Here is an 18,916-nt window from a genome sequence, read left to right as displayed (position 1 = left end):
TGCTAGTCCTTCTCAATCATTGGGTAGTCCAAGATGCCGTCCCACATCACCACGGGGTTACGCAGCTTCGGATTCCACGCCACCGAAGCATTCGGGTACCACAGCGGGATTGCAGGCAAATCTTCCATCAACACCGACTGAGCCTTGACATAAATCGGCTTAGCGTCTTCTGGGCTCTTTGCCGAGGCCGCCTCTTGAATCAGCTTGTCGAACTCCGGATTGGAGTAGTGGTTGTCATTCGAGGAACCACCGGTGACGAACTGCGGGATCATGTAGTTGGCCACTGACGGGTAGTCCGCTGACCAGCCAGTGCGGTAGCCGCTGGTGATGGTCTCGTTGGAGATTTCATCGCGCAGCTGCTTGAAGGTCGGGTAGGCCTTGCCGTGGGAATCGATGCCGAGGGTCTCGCCAATCATGTTGGTCACCGCTTCGACCCACTGCTGGTGTCCTCCGTCGGCGTTGTAGGCAATGTCGAACGAGCCGGTAAACGGCGCAATTTTGTTGGCTTCGGCCCACAGTTGGCGGGCCTTCTTCGGGTTGTATTCCAGCACCTCTTGGCCAGGTACGTTCGGGTCAAGGTCGCCGAGCGTCAACGAGCTGAACTCGCGCGCCGGGGTGCGGGTGTCGAAGAAAATCTTCTCAGTGATTAGTTTCCGGTCAATCGCCATGGAAATCGCTTGACGACGAAGCTTGCCCTCTTCACCCGAAAAACCTGGCAGATTTCGCGGAATTGCGAAGTACTGCGAAGAGGAGGTCGGGACGTTTGCGCTGGAGTCGGGGAAGTCGGTTTGGAAGCTGGCGAGAGCCGTTGGCGGAATTGTGCGTGGCAGCGTGTCCAGGCGGCCGGCCTGGAGGTCTGCATATGCGGTGTCCACGTCCGAGTAGAAGCGGTATACCAGGCCGTTGTTACGGGCCTTGTGCTCACCGGCGAAGTCATCATTGCGAACCACAGTTAGCTGGTTGTTGTGCAGCCAAGCGCGGCCTTCGGCCATCTTGTACGGTCCATTGCCGATTGGGTGTTCACCGAAAGCCTTCTTGTCTTCGAACGCGGCCTTCGGCAGCGGCATAAACGCGACATAGCCGAGGCTGAGCGGGAAGGAAGAATCTGGGTTGGTCAGATCCACGGTGAACCTCAGGTCATCGACCTTTTTCAGGCCGGAGAGTGTTTTCTCCGTGGCCTTTTCTCCCGAAACAGCATCAAAACCCTGCACGTTGGCGAAGAAGGACTGCTGCTTCTGCAGGTTCGGTCCGTAGGCAGCGTAATTCCAGGCATCGATGTAGCTCTGCGCGGTGACTGGTTCGCCGTTGTGGAAGGTCCAGCCCGGTTTCAGCGTGATGTCGAAATGGGTCGAGTCCTCGTTGGGCTTAATTTCTGCCGCATGATCCAGGATCATCGAGCCGTCGGTGTCGTAGCGCACCAGACCCGAGTAGAGCATGCGGAGGATATCGCCACCACCGGTTTCATTGGTGTCAGTGGTGTACAGCGGCGACTGTGGTTCGGAGTTCTGGACCACAATGAACCCCGCGCCGACCTGTTGCTGGTCAGTGCTGCAGGCAGCGAGCGCGGCTCCTGGCAAGGCGATTATCAGCAAAGCCGCCAGGATCTGGCGGACATGCAGCGTGAACTTTCCTTTTCCGCTGAGCGTTGTTGCGTGCAGTTTTGTGGCACGGGACTTCTCTCGCTGTCGGAGCTTCCGCCGGAGTTTCTGCCGGGTGTGGAAGGGGCCGGAGGCAACGGGTCTATGCATCGCGAGCCTTTCTAGATTCTGCCAGATAGGCGATATGAATTTGGCAATCGGCTCACTCCAAATGACTTAGATACCCACCTCCCACCTGCATAAGCAATGGTGGTGGTGACAACTTGGGTGTGGTGGACTCTAAGGTTTGGATACGACCGTTCAATACAGTCTCTAACCATACAAGTCCAAAAAACATATGAGTATTAATCAGGCGAATCATCCCTTATTTGACGGTGTTTTTCACCCTCGATTGGGGAGTTAATCCTGTGCAGTGGTGCAACGTTGTAACATCCTGGCACCCCCGCAGGGGTTGAGGCTGCTGAATTTCTGACTGTCCCACCGCTGGGCTCCTGTCCGGACCCCATCCGCGACTTCACGACAGCTATGTCACCTCATGCCACCTCCACAGCTGGCACGAGGTGACACCCGTGTCGTGAAGTGGGCTTTGGAGGAAGGACAGCGCATTAAGTCCCGCAGTACGAGTGGAAAGCACCCAACTCCCGCGGTGCCGGCTCCGTGAACCCCGCTGGGACGTCTTGCGACTCAAAGGGGTTGGTTACCGCCTCCAGCAGGTGCCGGTAGTCGGTCAGATCCCCCGCCCCTGCCGCCGCTAACGCTTCCGTGACCAGGTAGTTTCGCGGAATATACAGCGGATTCGTTTCCTCCATAAGTGTCAGGGCCGTCGTCTGGTCGATTCCCAGCTCCTTCCGCGTCCGCTTCCACAACTGCCCCCACTCAGCCGCGGCGGCGGGGAACGCAGGATCAGCGGTCAGCCTGGTCAGCGCAGCCAACGCAGCAACTGTATCCTCATCACCATCGGCCAGAACCTCAATCAGCGCCCGATGAGCATTCGTATGATCGAGCCCAAACTTCGCCAGCAACGCCTGCCACTGCTGCACCAGGGGGATGGCCAGCGGGTCGTCGTAAAGCGAGGGGAGAATCCCCAACTTTGGTAGCCACCTGCGGCTGAGCGCAGCGGTGAACTCGTCGGCGAATTCGCCCAGGATGTCGCGGGCGCGTGCGAGGGCATCCTCCGGGGTGCCTGCGAAATGCGGTAGCAAAGTCTCCGCGAGCTTCGACATGTTCCACCCGGCAATCGTCGGCTGCGCGCCGTACGCGTACCGACCGCCGTGATCAATGCTGCTAAACACCGCCCGCGGATCGTGCGCATCCAGAAACGCACACGGCCCGAAGTCGATGGTCTCGCCCGCGATGCTGGCATTGTCGGTGTTCATCACGCCGTGAGCAAAACCGCAGGCCAACCATGCCGCAACGAGATTGGCTTGCCGCTTGACGACGTCCCGGAGAACCGACTCCGCCGAACCCTCGTAGCCGTGCCGCTGCGTGGCGAACTCGATGAGCCGATCCATGATTCCGGTGTCCGCTCCGGAGCGTGAGACGAGCTCGAATGTGCCAACTCGCAGGTGGCTGGATGCTACGCGCACGACGATACCGCCCGGTTGAAGTTCGGTGGTGGGGTCGGTGTTGTCGAATGGGGTTTGCGAGCCGCGGTAAATCTCTTCGCCGGTTTTTATGACCGCCAGCGCGCGGGTGGTGGGGATGCCGAGCGCATACATGGCCTCGCTGATGAGGTACTCCCGCAGGGCGGAGGTCAGTGTGGCCTTGCCGTCACCGCCACGGGAGAAGGGCGTGGGGCCGGTGCCTTTCGCCTGGATCTCGTAGGCCTGGGTGTTGTCGCTGTGGGTTGTCTCTTTGGGGCAGTCGGGCTGGTTGGCCTGCCAGGGAAGCCCGGTCAGCCCCGGTTCAGCCTCAACTGTGGCGAGCAAGAGCGCGCGACCATCGCCGAGTAGGCCTGCGAAGTTGCCGAACTGGTGGCCGGCATAGGCCGTGGCCACCGGGGCTGTGTATGCGCCGGGTGGGGTATCGGTTTCCTGGCCGACTCCGTGGCCAGTGAGGAACTTCAGGCCAGCGTCTGACCGGAGCCACTGTGGGGAGAGACCGAGTTGGGTCGCGAGCTCGTCGTTAAGCATGACCAGCTGCGGCGATGGGGCGTCAAACCCCTGCTGGTCGATAGCGAGTTCAGGCAGTGCGGTGGGCAGATCAGCGACGTTTCTAGCCATGTGCGCAGTTTAACGGGTAGGCCGGATTAGAGTGGGCGTGCTGGTGCGTTCAGCGGTGCTACGCACGTTGAGGTGGCCTCGAAGGCGGAAAAACCCCGGTTACTGGAACAATTCCAGCAACCGGGGTGGGTGCGCTCGGGGTAGCCCTACTTCTTCAGGGACTCCGGGGCGTTGAAGCGCTCGCCGTGCTTCGCGGCCAGCTCTTCGGCGCGCTCGACGAAGCCCGCGACACCGCGGCGCTCCGGGTGAGCTGCGGCCGGGTCGACAACAGTGGCGCCGTCGTAGTTCTTAATGAACTGGCGAGTACCACCGGTCCAGGCCGGGTAGCCGATACCGAAGATGGAGCCGATGTTGCCGTCGGCGTCGTGAAGCAGAACGCCCTCGTCGACGCACTTCTGAGTCTCGATGGCCTCGATGAAGAGCATGCGGTCAACCAGCTCCTGCAGGTCGGTGTCCTCCGGAGCAATCGGGGTGATGTTCAGCTCCTCGCGGAGCTCGTTGAACAGGCCCGGCCAGAGACCGGAGCGCTTGCCGTCGACGTACTCGTAGAAGCCCTTACCCTCGAGCTTGCCCGGGCGCTCGAACTTGTGCAGCATGGCCTCGACCAGAGCCGGTACGCCGCCCTCGTCCAAGGTCTGACCTGCAGCCTCGGCGGCAGCACGGGTCTCGCCAGCGATCTTCTCCATGAGTTTGAGGTTAAGCTCGTCGGCAAGCTGGAGCTGCGGTGCCGGGTAACCGGCCTGGCGACCAGCGGCCTCGATGATGGCCGGGTCGTAGCCCTCAGCGACCATGCGCAGGGCCTCGTTGATGACGGTGCCGATGACGCGGGAGGTGTAGAAACCGCGGGAGTCGGTGACAACAATCGGGATCTTGCGGATTGCAACAGCGAAGTCCAGCGAAGCGGCGAGGATAGCCGGGTCGGTGTTGTCGCCGGAGATGATCTCAATCAGCTGCATCTTGTCCACCGGGGAGAAGAAGTGCAGGCCGATGAAGTCCTTCTCACGCTTGACGTGGGAAGCCAGCTCGGTGATCGGAAGGGTGGAGGTGTTGGAGCCCAGGATGCAGGTCTCCGGAACTGCGGCCTCGATCTCGGCGTGAACCTTGTGCTTGAGGTCGGTGTTCTCGAAGACGGCTTCGATGACCAGGTCGACATCGGAGAGGTCGTCGTAGGACTCGGTCGGCTTGATGCGGTTCAGCAGCGCTGCGGACTTCTCCTCGGTGGTGCGACCGCGCTTGAGAGCCTTTGCCTCCAGCCCCTCGGAGTAGGCCTTGCCGCGCTCGGCGTTCTCGAGGGAGATGTCTTTCAGGACAACTTCCATGCCAGCCTTTGCGCACACGTAGGCGATACCTGCGCCCATCATGCCGGCGCCGACAACGGCAACCTTCTTGAACTCGCGCTTCGGGTACGGGGTGCCGTCAGCCTGCAGCGGGCGGGAGCCGCCGCCCTGAGCGTGATTGAGGTCGAAGAAGAACGCCTGCATCATGTTCTTCGACTGAGTGCCGGTGACCAGCTCGGTGAAGTAGCGGGACTCGATACGCAGTGCGGTGTCGATGTCGACCTGAGAGCCCTCGATGGCAGCCTGCATCGCAAGGCGCGGAGCCTTCATCGGGGAGCCCTTGAGCTGCTTGGTCAGGTTTGCCGGGAAGGACGGCAGGTTCATTGCGAACTTAGGAGTCTTCGGGTCGCCGCCCGGAATCTTGAAGCCCTTCTCGTCCCACGGCTGTGCGGCCTTGGTATCTTCGCTGGTCAGCCATGCTCGAGCAGTGTCAATGAGCTGCTCCGGAGCAACAACCTCGTCAACGAGACCAGCTGCGAGGGCCTTGCCCGGGTTCATCTGAGCGCCGGTCAGAATGACCTTCATCAGCGCGTCCTGAATACCCAGCATGCGAACGACGCGGGAGACACCGCCGCCACCCGGCAGGAGGCCGAGGGTGACCTCTGGCAGGCCAATCTTGGAACCGCGGGCATCAGCCGCAACGCGGTGGTTAGCAGCCAGCGCGACCTCGAGGCCGCCGCCCAGTGCTGCGCCGTTGATGGCGGCAACAATCGGCACCGGGAGTTTCTCCAGGCGACGCAGGGAGGCCTTCATGTCCTCGACCATGTTGAACATGTCAGCTGCATCGTCCTCAGTGGCCTTGGACATCTGCTTGATGTCGCCGCCTGCGAAGAAGGTCTTTTTCGCAGAGGTGATGATGATGCCCTTGATGGAGGTCTCAGAGCCGTCGCCAATTTCGTTTTCTAGGCGCTCCACGGTGGCGCGGATGTCGTCCTGGAAAGTCTTGTTCATGGTGTTGACCGACGCATTCGGGTCATCCATGGTGAGGGTGACGATTCCGGCGTCGTCCTGATCCCACCGGAACATGTTATCTGTGCTCATAAATCAGTCAGTCCTTTGTGGTTATCGCGGTGTGACCGCGGTAATTGTCGCTGTGAGTTTCGTTCCGGTTTGCTTTAGACGCGCTCGATGATGGTTGCAACACCCATGCCGCCAGCCACGCAGAGCGAGATGAGGGCGTAGCGGCCACCGGTGCGGTGCAGCTCGTCGATTGCGGCGCCGGTGATCATGGCACCGGTTGCACCCAGCGGGTGACCCATGGCCATTGCGCCACCGTTGATGTTGAGCTTCTCGTAGTCGATGCCCAGGTTCTGCTGAGCGTGCTTGACGACGGCGGCAAACGCCTCGTTGATTTCCCAGACGTCGATATCGTCGACGGTCAGGTTGGCCTTGGCCAGAGCCTCGCGAACAGCCGGTTCGATACCGGTGAGCATGATGGTCGGCTCGACACCATTAACGGCGGTGGCGACAACGCGTGCGCGTGGCGTCAGACCCATGTCTGCGCCGGCCTTCTCAGAACCAACCAGAGTCAGTGCAGCGCCGTCGACGATGCCGGAGGAGTTACCTGCGTGGTGGACGTGGTTGATGCGCTCAAGCTGCGGGTACTTCTTCAGTGCAACTGCGTCGAAGCCGCCCTGCTCACCCATCATGGTGAAGGCTGCGCGCAGGCCGGAGAGAGACTCTGCGGAGACACCCTCGCGGATGGTCTCATCGCGGTCGAGGATGGTCAGGCCGTTTGCGTCCTTGACTGGGACGACGGAGCGGTCGAAGCGACCCTCGGACCATGCCTTTGCGGCACGGGCGTGGGATAGTGCTGCCATCTCGTCGAGGGACTCGCGGGAGAAACCGTCGAGAGATGCGATCAGGTCAGCGGAGATACCCTGCGGGACGAAGTCGGTCGCGAAAGAGACCTGTGCGTCCATCGCCATTGCACCGCCGTCGGACATCATTGGCACGCGGGACATGGACTCGACGCCACCGGCGAGGACGAGCTCGTCCATGCCGGAGCGGACCTTCTGAGCAGCCAAGTTGATGGCGGAGAGGCCGGAAGCGCAGAAGCGGTTGATCTGGACACCGCCGGTGCGGTACGGCAGACCTGCGGTGAGTGCTGCGGTGCGGGCAATGTCCGCACCCTGGTCGCCGACCGGGCTGACGCAGCCAACGATGAGGTCGCTGATGCGTTCTTCATCCAGATCCGGGAAGCGGTTGCGAATTTCGTCGATGAGGCCGACGAGAAGTGATACCGGGCGTACCTCGTGGAGGGAGCCGTCCTTCTTGCCCTTGCCGCGCGGGGTGCGAATTGCCTCGTAGATGAAGGCTTCGCCGCCCGGCTGAATGGTGGCGGAAGTCATGTGTTTTTACCTCACAGATTCGTCGTAAAGTGTCGTGCGTCACTCTATAACGAATGGCGGATTGCCGGGGGTGATTTGAGGGGTGCTGGGGAGGAAGTTGACTCGCTGTAGTCTCCCACCTGCGGTTATGGGAGAAACCGGGGGTAATTACATAAGTAGTTTTGGTGATGTGGCGCGAGAGTGGGGCGGTAACGGTCTGTCATGTGAAGGTCCAATCGTTACGCCTGTCCAGCTGCCACGCCCGCCCCTTACAGGCCCCTGCAAACGCCTGCCCGCAACCATCAAGCCGCCTCTCCATCATCCTCCGTGAACCCCAAGTTCCGATAGCGCTCGACAAAGGCCTGGATGCGCTGCAGCACCCGTGTCTTGACCTTTTCACGCTCATTACCTGGGGTAAACCGCGACATTGGCGGAAGAATTCGAACAATTCCGGTGCCAAGCGTGCTGACAATGCCGGTGGTCAGCGCCTCTTCAATAAAAGATTGCGCCGTGGGCATCCGCAGCTTCTCTTCAGTGATAATCGCATTGAGCTCTGCCGTGCGTTTGGTTCTGATGAATTCCTCCCACTGCTCGTCAACAGGCTGTGTCAGGCTCACTGTGTTGACGAACTCTTCAATCAGATCGCGCTTGTTCCGCAGCGATGGGCTGGAGTTTGCAGCACGGGAAATCTGAGCACGAATTTCTTCGCTTTCGTCGCTGCCGTGGGTTTCACGGTATTGCTCGACGAGCATGAGAATGTAGTCGACGTTGATCTCGACCTGCTTAATCAGCTCCATCTCGAAGACCACATCGTCGTTAATGGATTCCCGGTCCCCGTCGCTTTCAGTACGGAATTCCGCGAACAGGTCGAGGTAGATACTGCGGTAGTCCTGCTCCTGGCGAGGCGTCAACAGCGCGTCATCAGCGAATTGGTCGAAGGAAGTCAGGATGTTTTGGACACGCAGAATCGCGCCGAAAAGCTTGATGAACTCCTTCTTCGCCTTCTCGCCAACAATGACCTTATCCAGCGGGTATTCCTGGAGCAGTCGCTTCACTAGCTTGGCATATTCGGCAAAGTACTCAGCGTAGGGCTTAAGCAGTACCACGCTTTGCGCCTTGGTATCGCCGAAGAGCCGCAGTGCCTGATTTGTGGCGTCTTCAAGGTCTCGGAAGCAGACAATGTTGCCGTACGTCTTGACGGAATTGAGGATTCGGTTGGTACGCGAGAATGCCTGAATCAACCCGTGGTATTTCAGATTCTTGTCCACGAACAGCGTGTTCAAGGTAGTGGCGTCGAATCCGGTGAGGAACATGTTGACCACGATGGTCATATCGACTTCCCTGTTCTTCATTCGCAGGGAGAGGTCTTTGTAATAGTTCTGGAATTTCTCGGCTGAGGTGTCGTAGTTGGTCTTGAAATACCCGTTGTAGTCGGCAATCGCCGCTTCCAGGTAATCGCGCGCAACCTTGGGTAGCTGCTCGGGCTCCATGCCTTCTTCAAGGAGCAAGCCTGTCTCGTCGGCCACGGCAGTAGCTGCCGCAGCGTTTTTCTTTTCGCTTGACGACGGAATCGTCGGTGACTCATCCTTTTCGGCCTCATTTGGCGCGAATGAGTAAATCATGGCAATCTTCAGGCGCTCTGCTTCTGGCAGTGACGCTTGCGCTTCTTTGAAGAGGTTGTAGTAGGTGTAGGCAACATCGACAGAAGCGGTGGCGAAGATAGCGTTAAAGCCCCGAACTCGTTGTTCTTTCTTGATTTCCTTAATGCGACCGCGGTGCCGGGCCTTTGCTGAGGCGGATACGTTCTCGACAACGCGGTGTTCGTAGAAGGTTTCCCGCTTTGTTTTCTGAGCGAAGTGTTCGAGCGTGTAGTCGACGACGTTTTTCAGGCGTGGCTTTGCCAGGAGTGCGCCTTCGGTGTCGATGCCTGTGACTTCCTTGTCCTTAACGTTGCCAACCGAGATGGTGTTGACGTAGTCAATCCGGAAGGGCAGGACATTTTTATCGGTGATGGCGTCAACGATGGTGTAGGCGTGGAGTCGTTTGCCGAAAGCCTGCTCGGTGGTTTTGAGGTTGGCCTTGGTGCCGCTGGTGGAGTTGTCGGCGAAGATGGGCGTTCCGGTGAAACCGAAGAGGTTGTATTTCTTGAACGCCTTAGTGATGGCCGTGTGCATGTCACCGAATTGGGAGCGGTGGCATTCGTCGAAGATGATGACCACATGCTTGCCGTAGACATCGTGGTGTTTGTTGCCTGCGATGAAGTTCGACAGCTTCTGAATTGTGGTGATGATGATGGATGCGTCGTCGTCTTCCAGCTGCTTCTTCAGCACGGCGGTCGAGGTGTTGGAGTTCGCAGCGCCCTTTTGGAAGCGGTCGTACTCACGCATGGTTTGGTAGTCGAGGTCTTTACGGTCGACGACGAAGAGAACCTTATCTACATGCGAGAGTTTGCTAGCCAGCTGTGCGGCTTTGAATGAGGTGAGGGTTTTCCCCGAACCGGTCGTGTGCCAGATGTAGCCGCCAGCCTCGGTGGTGCCAAGGCGTTCACGATAGTTATTGGAAATCTCAATTCGTTGCAGAATCTTCTCAGCAGCGACGATCTGGTACGGGCGCATCACCAGTAGTTCTTCCGCGGCGGTGAATACGCAGAACTTAGTCAGAATATTGAGAAGCGAGTGCTTGGACAGGAATGTCTTAGTGAAGCCAACAAGATCCCGGATGGGTTGATTGTTTGCGTCAGCCCACCACGATGTGAATTCAAAGCTCTTAGCACCACGCGCCGGGCGGCCTTTTCCTCCCGTTTCCTTGATGTGTAGTTCACGGGTGGTGTTGGAGTAGTACTTGGTCAGCGTGCCGTTACTGATGACAAACAGCTGCACATAATCGAACAGTCCGTCACCAGACCAGAAAGAGTCGCGCTGGTAGCGCCTAATCTGGTTAAAGGCTTCACGCAAATCTACGCCACGGCGCTTGAGTTCGATATGCACCATGGGAAGGCCATTGACCAGGATGGTGACGTCGTAACGATTGGAGTGTTTCGCACCGCCTTCGCCCTTTTCCACCTCGTACTGGTTAATGACCTGCAGCCGGTTGTTATGGACATTTGCTTTATCCAGTAGTCGGATGTTTTTGCTCGTGCCGTCGTCACGCGTAAGAACCTGAATGTGGTCTTCGTGGATGCGACGGGTCTTCTCCTTGATTCCGTCGTTGGCGCTGGTGACGCAGGTGCGATAGAACCGTTCCCATTCCGCGTCGCTAAACGTGACGTGATTGAGGGTTTCGAGTTGACGGCGCAGGTTGGCAACGAGGTCTGCTTCGCTGTGGACGGGCAGGTAGTCGTAGGCCTGCGACTGGAGGATGTTGATGAGTTCCTGCTCCAGTTGTGCCTCGGTTTGGTAGTCCTCCGAGGTGCGCTCCTCGGCCTTGTACTCCGCTACGACGGTGCTCTGCTCACCGACAGCAATCGGATCGTACTTGGTTACTCGTCGCTTGCCGACGCCGTCCTGGTTCATGCCGCCAATTCCTTAAAAGTCAGTAGTTGATCCCGGTAGTACTCGTATTGCTTCCGGCGAGCTTCAATTTCGGCAGGCAGGCCGGAGGTGAGGTCGTTTACGAGTGCATCGAACTTGTCGAGAATGTTTACGATGCGCTGCTGTTCTTCGAGGGGAGGGACGGGGATTTTTACTCTTTTGAGTGCTGGCGTCGTAAGCTGCGGAATGCCCCCTTTATCGCTTGATATTCCAGCGACGTTAAGTGAATAGTTTAGGAAGTGTACGCCAATTAAATCGCTATTCGGTATAAGTGTCAATAAACGAATGATTGGAGTGAATTTACCTTCCCGTACAGTGTGGAAGCCTATGGTTCCTCGTGCAGAAATAGTAACTGCAGGTTCTGAAACTTCATAACTTGATGAAAAGCCGTATAAAGATGATTCACCCGTACCGTTCGAGAATACTGGGTATTGAAACTCTCCTTCGGGTTCTTTTGTTCGAATAATGTCTATTGGGGCATCTTTTCCAGCGAAGATCTTTGAGCAAATCTTTCCGAGCGGGAGTGTAGGAATTGAGGAGTCAAACGTCAGCAGTTGGTCACGATAAAACTCATACTGCTTTTTCCTGGCTTCCAGCTCCGCTTCCAGCTCCGCTTCCAGCTCCGCTTCCAGCGATTGGAAGGTGTCGAGGATTTTTACGATTTCATTTTGTACTGGCAAGGGCGGTAGAGGGACTGGGATCTTTTTCACGTAAGAGTTTGTAATGCCTTTTACGATTGTTCCATTTCCTGATATTTTAAGAGTTTTCGAAAAGTGAACAAGGAAGTATGGGTTAATGTCTTCAGTTAATGTTATACCGCGAATATCTTGGTTAATTGCAATATCTTTTTCGAGAACACGCATTTCTCCTGGCGCTATTTTAGTTGCAATTACAATCGAGCCGGATTTAATTATTTTAGTCGAGCTATTGTTAAGCCCTAATTCCGTTATTCGCTGACGCGTGGTGGTTAGCGTATTTTTTGTTGCAGTGATGTCTCCAACCGAAGCCCAGGGGATGGCCCCTCCCCAATATGACGAGACTGCTCGAGATGGAGTTCCACCGCCAAGGTTCTTAACTATTAACTGTCCTAGTTCGATAAAAGGCACACCATTCGGACAGAGTTCCTCGATGAGCTTTTCGATCTGGTTCACTTCTGCTCCTTCGGTGGTTGCTGAATCTGCTTCTGAACTGCAGTGATTTCCTTGAGATAGTCCCGCTCCACACCACTGGGTTGAGTATCCATCACAGTTTTGTACTTCTCGTATTCTTCATGGGCCTTCTGTACTGCTTGGCGGTGGGAAACCGTTCCTGCTCCCTCTAAGGATTTACCGCCCATGGCCGCAATCATTGTGGTGAGGTGATCCATCCAGTCCGCCATATACGTCGGCTGGTGCATCTGCGCACGGAATTCTGCCGCATCGAAGTAGGCAGAAACCAAGGTATTCAGGCGTTTTAGCTCATCCTCGGCAAGGTAGTTTTTGGCAATCTCCACCTCAGCCTTGGTGATGCGCTCGCCCTTCCAATTCGTCAACCCCATGTTTGGCTTTGCGGCATCCGAACGTTCGTAAACCACCTCGGCTGCCGTGTGGCCATGAGCACCAAAATGAAGCTTATTCTGGACCGTCGCAAAGAACTGCTTACTCACAGCGGCCCGCGGATCGTAATCCACGCTGGTGGCGTACAAATCTAGAACCTGGCGATGAATGACCTTCTCACTAGAGCGAATATCGCGGATGCGCTCCAGCAATTCACGCCAGTATGTTCCGCCACCGCCCTCTTTCAGCCGCTCATCATCCATGGCGAAGCCCTTAATCAGGTATTCGCGCAAAACGCCTAGCGCCCACTGCCGGAACTGAGTACCCCGCAAGGACCTCACTCGGTAGCCCACGGAGATAATCACGTCGAGGTTGTAGTGCTCCCGCTCGCGCGAAACTTCCCTTGAACCTTCGAGTTGAACTGTTCGGAATTTCCGAACAGTTGCCTCTGACCTGGGAAGCTCACCTTCCGCAAACACATTTCTAATATGTTCGGAGACGTTCGCCTTCGACGATTGAAACAGCTCCACCATCTGGGCCTGAGTGAGCCAGACGGTTTCGTCGACAAGCCGTACTTCAATCCGAGTAGCGCCGTCGTCCGTGCGGAACATCACCAGCGCACCCGCAGACGTCATGCTCATGTCGCCGTTCGTGTCAGACATCTGTGCGGGTTCCCTCAAGATCTGCCACAATCTCATCGATTGCCTCGCGCAGCTGGCGCTGTCGCTCCACAATGCCAACAATCTGCTTATTCAGCTCCACGATGTCGATGACCTCGCGGGTGTCCTCCGGTTCGACGTAGGAGGAAACTGCGATGTTGTAGTCGTTATCCGCAATCTCCTCAGCGGGCACCAGTTTGGTGAAATACTCCACATCCTCGCGGGCAGTGAAGGCATCCAGAATCTTCTTCTGATTCTCCTCATTCAGCCGGTTCTTGTTACCACTGCGCTCGAACTCTGCGGAGGCATCGATGAAGAGAACCGAATTGTCCTTCTTCGACTTCTTCAACACGATGATGCAGGTCGCGATGGTGGTGCCGAAGAAAAGATCCGGCGGCAACTGGATAACCGTATCCACATAGTTGTTATCCACCAGGTACTTTCGAATCTTCTTCTCCGCACCGCCGCGGTAAAGCACACCAGGGAACTCAACAATTGCGGCAGTGCCATTCGTCGCAAGCCACGAGAGAATATGCATCGTGAACGCCAAGTCGGCCTTCGACTTCGGAGCCAGGACACCTGCCGGGGCGTAGCGCGGGTCGTTAATCAACAGTGGATTATTATCGCCTTCCCACTTAATGGAGTAGGGCGGGTTGGACACAATCGCCTCAAACGGCTGATTGTCCCAGTGTGCCGGGGCTGTCAAAGTATCGCCCAGCGCGATGTCGAAATTGTCGAAGTTCACATCGTGCAGGAACATGTTGATGCGCGCCAGGTTATAGGTGGTCAGGTTAATCTCCTGGCCAAAGTAGCCCTCGCGGACACCGCCTTCGCCCAGCACCTTCTTAAACTTCAGCAGCAGTGAGCCCGAGCCGACCGCTGGGTCATAGACCCTGTTCACGCCCTTCTTGCCTACCACTGTAATCCGGGTCAGCAGCTCCGAAACCTCCTGCGGCGTGTAGTATTCGCCACCGGACTTGCCTGCCTGAGAGGCATACATGCCCATCAGATACTCGTAGGCGTCGCCGAATAGGTCGATGGAATTATCGTCAGCCTTCACGGTCAGTGGCATGTCCGCGATACGCTTCATTACGTCACGGATTTTCTTATTGCGGTTAAGAACCGAGTTGCCGAGTTTGCTGCTGTCTAGGTTGAGATCATCGAAAAGCCCCTTCAAGTCGGCTTCGCTGGCAGTGCCTTGAGCTGAGGCTTCGATATTGTCAAAAACCATGCGAAGGGTTTCGTTAAGATCCTCAAGATAAGCGTCCGCAGATTTCTTGCGGGATTCTTCGTCGGAGCCCTCACCGTTGGTTTTGGCTAGGACATTGCCAAACAGCTCCGAAGGGAGGATGAAGTAGCCCTTTTCCTCGACGATGCTGGCGCGTCCCCATTCAGCATCCTCGTCAGAAAGGGAAGCGTAATCCGCGTCCTCATTGCCAGCGGCGCGTTCGCCCTCATCGATGTACTCGGAGAGCTTCTCCGAGATAAAGCGGTAGAACATCATGCCGAGCACATAAGACTTAAAATCCCAACCATCCACGCTGCCACGTAAATCGTTGGCGATGTTCCAAATCGTCCTATGCAGCTGTGCCCGGTCCGCGTCACTCATAGTGAAAATCCCCGCTCAATCAGTAAAATGCTTGAGCTCCCAGTTTAGTTGCGGACAATACGAAGTCAGGGGAGCACGCTCCGAGAGAAACTGACCCCCTACCGCTTCCGCAGCACCAGCACCAGGTTCGACACCGCGAACTCACGTAGCCCCGGCACGTGAACCATCCACCAGGCCCACCACGGGTGGTAACGCGGAAACGCGGCCAGCAGTTCACAGTCGCCGGCCTCCGCGGCAGCGTGCGCCCACTTCAAACCTTCACCGCAACCGACCTTGAACAGGGACTCGCCAAAGTAGTTCTTCGGCCGCTTGCCGTGCTTCTTCTCATACATGCGCCGCGCGCGGTCGCCACCCAGGTAGTGCGTCATCCCCATCTCGTGACCACCGAATGGGCCGTACCAAATGGTGTAGGAGTAGACGACCAGCCCGCCCGGCTTGGTTACGCGCAGCATTTCCTCGCCCATCGTCCATGGCTCGGGCACGTGCTCGGCAACGTTCGATGAGTATGTCAGGTCAAAAGCATCATCGCGAAACGGCAGTTCCAGCCCCGATCCGCGTACCGACGACTCCAGCTTGATACCCGCCGCCGCCATCTCGCCCACATCTGGTTCACAGGTGTAATATTCCACGCCACGCTGGGCAAATGCTCGGCCAAAGTACCCCGGGCCGCCGCCGACATCAAGGATGCGCTTGCCACGCAGTGCGGTATTCGTCGTAACGCTTGACGACGTGCCCGCCGGCCTCCCTGCGCCCGGCGACTCCGCCGTACCAGCGGTGCCCGTCGCATCCACCGCGCCCACTGAACCATCCGCCCCAGCTGCGATTCCTTCTAGCAGGCCAATGGTGTCCTCGGCCAGGTGTCCATAGAAGATATCGGGATCGGTTTGCTCGTATTTGAAGTCGTTGAGCAACCCGAATGAGCGCGACAGCGTAGCAAAGCTGCGCAGCTCTTCCAGGGCAGGTGGGACGATAAAAGCGGGAAAGCGAAAGCTGGTCACGTCAAACAATCTAATGGACTGGTTGGGTTTGGGAGTATGGATTTGAGCTAAAGCGGCAACGAAAGCCGCGCCGAGCGTTAGGCTCATATTGTTATGAAAATCTTACTGTTGTGTTGGCGCGACACTGGTCATCCCGAAGGTGGAGGTAGTGAGCGCTATTTGGAGCGCGTCGCAGGTTACCTTGCCGACCAAGGCCATACTGTGGTGTTCCGCACGGCCAACTACCCAGGCGCACCAGCCCTTTCGCGTCGTGATGGCGTGACTTTCTCCCGTGCTGGTGGAAACTTCTCCGTCTACGTGCGCTCCTGGACCGCGATGCTGGGTGCGCGACTTGGTGTGGGGCCAATTGCCAAGGCACTCGGCGGCCAGCCGGATGTCGTGGTCGACACCCAAAACGGTGTCCCCTTTTTCGCGCGGATTTTCTCCGGCGCACCGACGGTGCTGCTGACACATCACTGCCACCGTGAACAGTGGCCAGTGGCAGGGCCGATTATTAGCAAGCTGGGGTGGTTCATCGAGTCGCGTCTGTCGCCGATGATTCACCGCCGCTGCCGCTACATCACCGTTTCCGAGCCAAGTGCCGCTGAACTGGTAGAACTCGGAGTGTCTCCGGGGCGTATCGCGGTGATCCGCAATGGTGTGGACCCGATTCCGGAGGAGTTGCAGTCGACTGAAATCATGGCGGACCTATCCGAGTGCGACGGTCCAGCACCGCATTTGGTGACGCTGTCACGATTGGTTCCGCATAAGCAGATTGAGCACGCCATCGATGTGCTTGCAGATCTTGTACAAGATCGTCCAGGTGCGATTCTCGATGTTATTGGCTCGGGATGGTGGCACGACAACCTCGTGGAATATGCCCGTGACAAGGGCGTTTCGGATCATGTGGTATTCCACGGCCAGGTCACCGAGGCGGATAAACACCGCATCCTCTCCAAGGCGTGTCTGCACCTGATGCCTTCGCGCAAGGAGGGCTGGGGGCTCGCCGTCATCGAATCGGCGCAGCACGGCGTGCCGACGGTCGGTTACCGCTCCTCGGCGGGCTTGCGCGATTCGGTCAACGACGGTGAAACTGGCCTGCTGGCCAGCGATGAAGCTGACCTAATTACCAAGACACGACAGATTCTCGATAACGACGAACTGCATCGCGCAATGTCCAAGGCCTGCGTCGCGCGTGCCGCGGAATTTGGCTGGGACAAGACCGGCGAGGCAGTTCTGAATGTCTTGGAAAACCCAACTCTGGACAAGCTGCTACCTGCGGCGGGGCAGTAGTGCTTCCATTACTCCAGTCAGTAGTCCCGTCAGCAGCCCAGCGAGTAGGCAAAGAGTCCAGATTCCAAAGGCTGTCCACGCAGCTGCATAGGCCCCCGGGCTTGGTTGTGTGGCCGGCTCGATAACGCCGGGGACATGGTATAGCTGCAGGTCAGGGGTTTCATAGACGGGATCTAACGCTGCCACAATGTCAGCGGAGTCGCCGAAGTTGCCGGGCGAGTTCTCCACTAGGACCCAGCCAACGCCTTGGTCTCGAAGACTCTGGAGCGCAGACTCAAGCTCCTCCTGCCTCTTCGCACCACCGAGCAGCGTGCGCTCAACGGTTGTGGCGCCCTCGCCAGATACCGACTGCCCAGAGACAATCAGTTCGCCAGAGCTCACTACCGGAGCGGGCAAAATCTTCGTGGCCGGGTCGAGGACAGGACGCCCATCAATAATGCGGTAAGAACCGGCAGGTAGAACCGCAACGCGATCGTCGTCAAGCGCGACCACACCGGAAACCGCCGACCAGCCCTCCCATGACGGAATGGGGCGGAGCGGAGCGACATCGGCGGGCAGCGTGGGGACAGCGGCGATGATGATAAGCGCGCTGACGCCAGTAGCCAACCACTGGCCGATATTGGCGGTGGCGCCGCGAGCGCGGCGTGCCAGGTACTCCGCACCGCTGGCGGCGAGGATGACATAGGCGGGGACGGCGAGCGCGATCCACTTTTGCGTATCACGAAGCAGGCCCGCGCCCGGGATGTGCTCCAGCGCCCAACCCATCATCAAAATGCCCGGCGTTGTTGCGGCGAGAGTGACGAGCACGATGGCCGTGGCGCCAGTGATAATCAGCCCCCGCCAGCGCTCTTGCGAATGCCAGACACGACGGAATCCCAGACCCATAAGCACCAGGAGTGCCAGCACCATAATCGCCGAAAAACCAACCTCGCGCGTCAGTGGCACAGCCTGCTTATTCCAGATGCCACCCAACCCCAACAGGCTGCCGAGCGTGCCGACGTGTGCCTCTGCTCTGGCCGCAAATGCGGCAGCGCCCGCCACATCGGAGGACCCAGCTGCACTCGGGTTCAGCAAAGATGCCATCAGCCACGGTGAACTGACCGCTACTGTTGTGGCCGCGATCCAAGCGCGGTCGCGGTTATTGCGCGCGGCAACAATGCCGGTGATACCAGCCAAAAGGGCCCCGGTCGGTGTGAGGCCCGCAGCGGCAATTGCGCTGGTGCGCCACACGGTGCTACCCATCTGTGTTGCCAGAACAACTGCCGGAAGCAGCAATACGGCGATGACCAGTGACCACTGTCCCTGGAGCAAACGCTCGACCACAAACGGGTTCCAGAGCAGCATCGTCGGTGCAATCAGCTGGCTGGCCAAGCTCGGAGTCATGGGTACAAGGCCCGCACTGGAAGCGCTACTGGTGCCCGAGCCGTGGCGAGTGAACCTGCGGGCGAGCTCAGCAGCTGCAAGACCACCAATCAAACAGGCGCCCACCATGCCGAAGCGCACCCAATGGCTGGCATCCACAAAGTAGCCCAGTGCCCACAGTGCGGTGTCCTGCGGAACAGCTCGTGCCGCAGCGGGGCCGAGTCCCAGGGCCGCGTCGGTAAGCGGTGGGTGATTGGGGATGACCATGTCGCGCAGCAGAAACATCGGTGCCCCAAAGCGACCATCGGCCGGGGCCTTGTGGGGCACAAAGAGCGGCCAGCACACGGCAGCGGTCAGCAGGAGAATCCACGACAACACAAAAACCCAGGCGACTCGCTCCGAATGAGAGCGAGCCGACTGGGTCAGAGTAGTGCGGAAACGTTGTGTCACGTGCCCTATATTAA

11 protein-coding genes are annotated in these 18,916 nt (G+C 58.0%); 1 reads left to right on the top strand and 10 read right to left on the bottom strand.

Annotation, left to right across the window (positions count from 1 at the left end; all coding sequences use genetic code 11):
- Window positions 1–2: 2 nt before the first annotated feature.
- The 9 genes from CRD20_RS04525 to CRD20_RS04485 all read right to left on the bottom strand — a co-directional run bounded on the left by CRD20_RS04525 (window position 3) and on the right by CRD20_RS04485 (window position 15,818).
- Window positions 3–1,748, bottom strand: coding sequence for an ABC transporter substrate-binding protein (locus tag CRD20_RS04525; RefSeq protein WP_187404917.1), 1,746 nt, complete (start codon window positions 1,746–1,748; stop codon window positions 3–5).
- A 455-nt stretch (window positions 1,749–2,203) separates the two neighbouring features.
- Complete coding sequence (locus CRD20_RS04520) at window positions 2,204–3,820, bottom strand: protein adenylyltransferase SelO family protein (RefSeq protein WP_187404916.1); 1,617 nt, start codon at window positions 3,818–3,820, stop codon at window positions 2,204–2,206.
- Window positions 3,821–3,966: 146 nt separating this feature from the next.
- Window positions 3,967–6,198: a 3-hydroxyacyl-CoA dehydrogenase NAD-binding domain-containing protein gene (locus tag CRD20_RS04515; protein WP_187404915.1), complete on the bottom strand. Its 2,232-nt coding sequence runs from the start codon at window positions 6,196–6,198 to the stop codon at window positions 3,967–3,969.
- Window positions 6,199–6,272: 74 nt separating this feature from the next.
- On the bottom strand, window positions 6,273–7,508 hold the full coding sequence (locus CRD20_RS04510; protein ID WP_070642665.1) for an acetyl-CoA C-acetyltransferase: 1,236 nt from the start codon (window positions 7,506–7,508) through the stop codon (window positions 6,273–6,275).
- Between the two features lie 281 nt (window positions 7,509–7,789).
- Window positions 7,790–10,999, bottom strand: a complete 3,210-nt coding sequence (locus CRD20_RS04505; protein WP_187404914.1) for a type I restriction endonuclease subunit R — start codon at window positions 10,997–10,999, stop codon at window positions 7,790–7,792.
- Window positions 10,996–12,168: a restriction endonuclease subunit S gene (locus tag CRD20_RS11295; RefSeq protein ID WP_187404913.1), complete on the bottom strand. Its 1,173-nt coding sequence runs from the start codon at window positions 12,166–12,168 to the stop codon at window positions 10,996–10,998. Before CRD20_RS11295 ends, CRD20_RS04505 begins: the two co-directional genes overlap by 4 nt.
- A complete protein-coding gene (locus CRD20_RS04495) occupies window positions 12,165–13,214 on the bottom strand; it encodes a virulence RhuM family protein (protein ID WP_187404912.1) in 1,050 nt (349 codons plus the stop codon). The genes CRD20_RS11295 and CRD20_RS04495 overlap by 4 nt, the downstream gene beginning before the upstream one ends.
- Window positions 13,207–14,820 carry a type I restriction-modification system subunit M gene (locus CRD20_RS04490; RefSeq protein WP_187404911.1) on the bottom strand — a complete coding sequence of 538 codons (1,614 nt, stop codon included), beginning with the start codon at window positions 14,818–14,820 and terminating at the stop codon, window positions 13,207–13,209. Before CRD20_RS04490 ends, CRD20_RS04495 begins: the two co-directional genes overlap by 8 nt.
- A gap of 98 nt (window positions 14,821–14,918) precedes the next feature.
- The gene (locus tag CRD20_RS04485) at window positions 14,919–15,818 is read right to left on the bottom strand and encodes a class I SAM-dependent methyltransferase (RefSeq protein ID WP_370545889.1); all 900 of its coding nucleotides are present in this window, start codon (window positions 15,816–15,818) and stop codon (window positions 14,919–14,921) included.
- A gap of 93 nt (window positions 15,819–15,911) precedes the next feature.
- On the opposite strand from CRD20_RS04485, the gene CRD20_RS04480 reads away from it, so the two are divergent.
- A complete protein-coding gene (locus tag CRD20_RS04480; RefSeq protein ID WP_187404910.1) occupies window positions 15,912–17,090 on the top strand; it encodes a glycosyltransferase family 4 protein in 1,179 nt (392 codons plus the stop codon).
- On the opposite strand, the gene CRD20_RS04475 is transcribed toward CRD20_RS04480, so the two are convergent.
- A complete protein-coding gene (locus tag CRD20_RS04475) occupies window positions 17,070–18,902 on the bottom strand; it encodes a hypothetical protein (RefSeq protein WP_187404909.1) in 1,833 nt (610 codons plus the stop codon). The two genes, CRD20_RS04480 and CRD20_RS04475, sit on opposite strands and share 21 nt — an antisense overlap.
- Window positions 18,903–18,916 lie beyond the last annotated feature (14 nt).

It is taken from the genome of Corynebacterium sp. LK33 (assembly GCF_014334955.1).
Classification (GTDB): Bacteria; Actinomycetota; Actinomycetes; order Mycobacteriales; family Mycobacteriaceae; genus Corynebacterium; species Corynebacterium jeikeium_D.
Note: the sequence above shows the minus strand (reverse complement) of the source record. Positions and strands in the feature narration are given on the sequence as shown.

Bases quoted from the DNA above. Each gene is read 5' to 3' on its own strand.
- CRD20_RS04525 (WP_187404917.1), bottom strand. From the start codon at position 1,748: ATGCATAGACCCGTTGCCTCCGGCCCCTTCCACACCCGGCAGAAACTC.
- CRD20_RS04505 (WP_187404914.1), bottom strand. From the start codon at position 10,999: ATGAACCAGGACGGCGTCGGCAAGCGACGAGTAACCAAGTACGATCCG.
- CRD20_RS04515 (WP_187404915.1), bottom strand. From the start codon at position 6,198: ATGAGCACAGATAACATGTTCCGGTGGGATCAGGACGACGCCGGAATC.
- CRD20_RS04510 (WP_070642665.1), bottom strand. From the start codon at position 7,508: ATGACTTCCGCCACCATTCAGCCGGGCGGCGAAGCCTTCATCTACGAG.
- CRD20_RS04490 (WP_187404911.1), bottom strand. From the start codon at position 14,820: ATGAGTGACGCGGACCGGGCACAGCTGCATAGGACGATTTGGAACATC.
- CRD20_RS04495 (WP_187404912.1), bottom strand. From the start codon at position 13,214: ATGTCTGACACGAACGGCGACATGAGCATGACGTCTGCGGGTGCGCTG.
- CRD20_RS04480 (WP_187404910.1), top strand. From the start codon at position 15,912: ATGAAAATCTTACTGTTGTGTTGGCGCGACACTGGTCATCCCGAAGGT.
- CRD20_RS04520 (WP_187404916.1), bottom strand. From the start codon at position 3,820: ATGGCTAGAAACGTCGCTGATCTGCCCACCGCACTGCCTGAACTCGCT.